Below are 2968 nucleotides of genomic sequence, written 5' to 3' on the forward strand. Positions count from 1 at the left end.
CCGGTGAACTCCGGTGCGTAACCGGCTTCCTCGGCGATTGCTGCCGGTGCCGCGACGGCGGTCGGCTGCCAACCCACGTTGGGCTTGTCCTGGAGACGAATCGGAGTGTGCTGATGAACGACAGTCATCGGCACAGCTTTGGCATCGACGCCGGACAGGCCGGTCCCCTGCAGAGCGAGGACCCCCCGGGAGGCGGACATGACAAATCCGTTCACCAGGACGCGATTGCTCATCGCATCGAACGTGGTGTTCGTGTTCGTGTTCATGTGTCTGCCTCCCTCCTGAACTCGTGTGTGAACAATTACCGCGCACCGGGATCACTCTCGGTGCGTGTTCTCCACCATAGGCAATGATCGAGAACCGAACAACTTATTTTCTACCTGGGGTTTTGTGCTGTTGCCCGCAAACGTGACGCAACGATGGCGAGGACATCGGCACCGTACCGTTCGATCTTCTTCGCGCCGATGCCGGCGATGGCCGCCAGCGCGGCGTCGTCGGCGGGCAGCTGTTCGGCGATGGCGGTGAGGGTGGTGTCGGTGAACACCACGAAGTCGCGCCGCTGCAACGCTTCGGCCTTCTCGGCTCGCCATTCCTTCAGTGCCTCGAGCAGCTGCGGGTCGACCTCGCCCGGGCAGCGCCTGCACCGGCCGAGCATGGTGGCATAGGTGCCGATCAGCGGCTTGAGGCACACCCGGCACAGTGGACGCGGGGTGTCGGCCTTGACCGGGACTTCCACGGCGATCCGCGAGGCCGCCGAACTGTCCGGAATCAACCCGTTGAGGAACCGCGACCGGGTCACCGGCCGATAGTCACCGCTCGCTTGCAGCCGCCTTTGGGTCCACGACAGGCTCAGATGTTCGCGTGCCCGCGTGACGCCGACGTAGAGCAGCCGGCGCTCCTCCTCCAGCCCCGCTTCGTCGACGGGCGCGTTCTTCCGGCCGAGCACATGGAAGATCGGCAGCGTGCCGTCGGTGAGCCCGGCCAGGAACACCGCGTCCCATTCCAGGCCCTTCGCCGCGTGCAGCGAAGCCAGAGTGACACCGTCGACGATCGGCGGATGCTTGGCCTCGGCGCGGGTCGCGAGCTCGCGCAGCAGCGCGGTGAGATCCATGTCGTCGTCGTGGCTGACCAGTTCCTCGGTGAGCTGCACCAGCGCCAGCAGCGCCGACCAGCGTTCCTTCGCCTGCGCACCGGCCGGTTCCTCCGCGGTCAGCCCGACCGGCGCCAGCGCGGCCCGCACCAGCGTGATCAGCGACGACCCACTGCGCGCCGCGTCGGGCAGATCGTCGCGAGCGTCGACCTGGCGCAGCGCCGACACCGCCTGCCGCACTTCCTGACGCTGGAAGAACCCCTCGCCGCCGCGCACCTGGAACGGGATCTCCCGCGCCCCGAGCACCTGTTCGAACGGTTCCGACAGCGCGTTGGTCCGGTACAGCACCGCGATCTCGGACGCCGGTGTTCCGGCGGCGATCAGCTTCTCGATCCGCCCGGCGACCGCGACGGCCTCGGCCTGCGCGTCGGCGTACTCGGCGAATTCCGGCTCGGGCCCGTCGGATCGCTGACCGATCAGGGCAAGGCGGGTGCCCGCGATGCGTCCGCGCGCCGCACCGATGACCTGGTTGGCCAGCGACACCACCTGGGGTGTCGACCGGTAGTCGCGTTCGAGCCGCACCACGGTGGCGTCGGGGAAGCGCCGGGAGAAATCGAGCAGGTAGGACGGGGTGGCCCCGGTGAACGAGTAGATGGTCTGGTTCGCGTCGCCGACCACGGTCAGGTCGTCGCGCTCGCCCAGCCACGCGTCGAGCACTCGCTGCTGTAGCGGCGTCACGTCCTGGTATTCGTCGACGACGAAACTGCGATAGCGACCGCGGAATTCGTCGGCGACGGCCGGATAGTCCTCGAGTGCGGCCGCGGTGTGCAGGAGCAGGTCGTCGAAGTCGAGCAGCAGGCCGTCGGCGGAGGCTTTCGCGGATTCGTAGCCCTGGTACACCTCGGCGACCTTGGCGACGTCGACCGGCGCGTCACGATGATGTCTGGCGGCAGCGGCCGGATAGTCCTCCGGGGCGATCAGCGACGCCTTGGCCCATTCGATCTCGCTGAGCAGGTCGCGCACCATTTCGGTGGAGGCACGCAGCCCCGCCCGCTGCGCGGCCTGCGAGACGATGGGGAACTTGCTGTCGATCAACCGCCACGGCACATCCCCCACCACCTGCGGCCAGAAATACCGCAACTGCCGCAGCGCCGCGGCGTGGAAGGTACGCGCCTGCACCTGCCCGGCATCGCCCCCGAGTCCCATCGTGCGCAGCCGATTGCGCATCTCTCCCGCCGCGCGTGCGGTGAACGTCACCGCCAGCACCTGGTCGGCCTTCACATGCCCGCCCGCGATCAGGTGCGCGATCCGATGCGTGATCGTCCTGGTCTTACCGGTCCCCGCACCCGCGAGAACACAGACCGGCCCCCTCGGTGCCCGCACCGCGGCGGCCTGTTCCGGGTCGAGGGCGGTGAGATCGAGTGCTGGCACGCGCACCATCATGACAGCGCCCACCGACAACGTGCCGCGACGCCCGCGGATGCAGGGGCAAGGAACACAGCGCCATCTCGCGACGTTGCACATCCCGTGACTGAAGCAACCCCAGATCTGACGATGTACTCGACCACCTGGTGCGGCTACTGCCGGCGCCTGCGGACCCAGCTCGACGAGGCGGGCATCACCTACTCGGTGATCGATATCGAGGACGATCCCGCTTCGGCCGAGTTCGTCGGCAGCGTCAACAACGGCAACCACGTCGTGCCGACGATCAAGTACCGCGACGGCTCCACCGCGACCAACCCGTCGCTGGCCGCGGTCAAGCAGGCATTGGCCGCCCAGCAGGCCTGATTCGCCGCGTCAGTCCGCCCAGGACTCGATGATCGAGCGCGCGATCGAGATGGACCCGGGGACGAGCAGCCGGGCGCCGGGTTCGCGCGC

At 68.2% G+C, this 2968-nt stretch carries 3 protein-coding genes; 1 reads left to right on the forward strand and 2 read right to left on the reverse strand.

Annotation, left to right across the window (positions count from 1 at the left end):
- Both ACFWF3_RS30510 and ACFWF3_RS30515 read right to left on the reverse strand, forming a co-directional pair.
- A partial coding sequence (locus tag ACFWF3_RS30510; RefSeq protein WP_379317144.1) for a hypothetical protein occupies positions 1–266 on the reverse strand: 266 nt, incomplete at its 3' end.
- 110 nt (positions 267–376) lie between these two features.
- On the reverse strand, positions 377–2533 hold the full coding sequence (locus tag ACFWF3_RS30515) for an ATP-dependent DNA helicase UvrD2 (protein WP_379317146.1): 2157 nt from the start codon (positions 2531–2533) through the stop codon (positions 377–379).
- Positions 2534–2644: 111 nt separating this feature from the next.
- Between ACFWF3_RS30515 and ACFWF3_RS30520 the strand changes: the two genes are divergently transcribed.
- Positions 2645–2878, forward strand: a complete 234-nt coding sequence (locus ACFWF3_RS30520; RefSeq protein WP_143876199.1) for a mycoredoxin — start codon at positions 2645–2647, stop codon at positions 2876–2878.
- Positions 2879–2968: the final 90 nt, after the last annotated feature.

Source organism: Nocardia sp. NPDC060220, from assembly GCF_042727815.1.
GTDB lineage: Bacteria > Actinomycetota > Actinomycetes > Mycobacteriales > Mycobacteriaceae > Nocardia.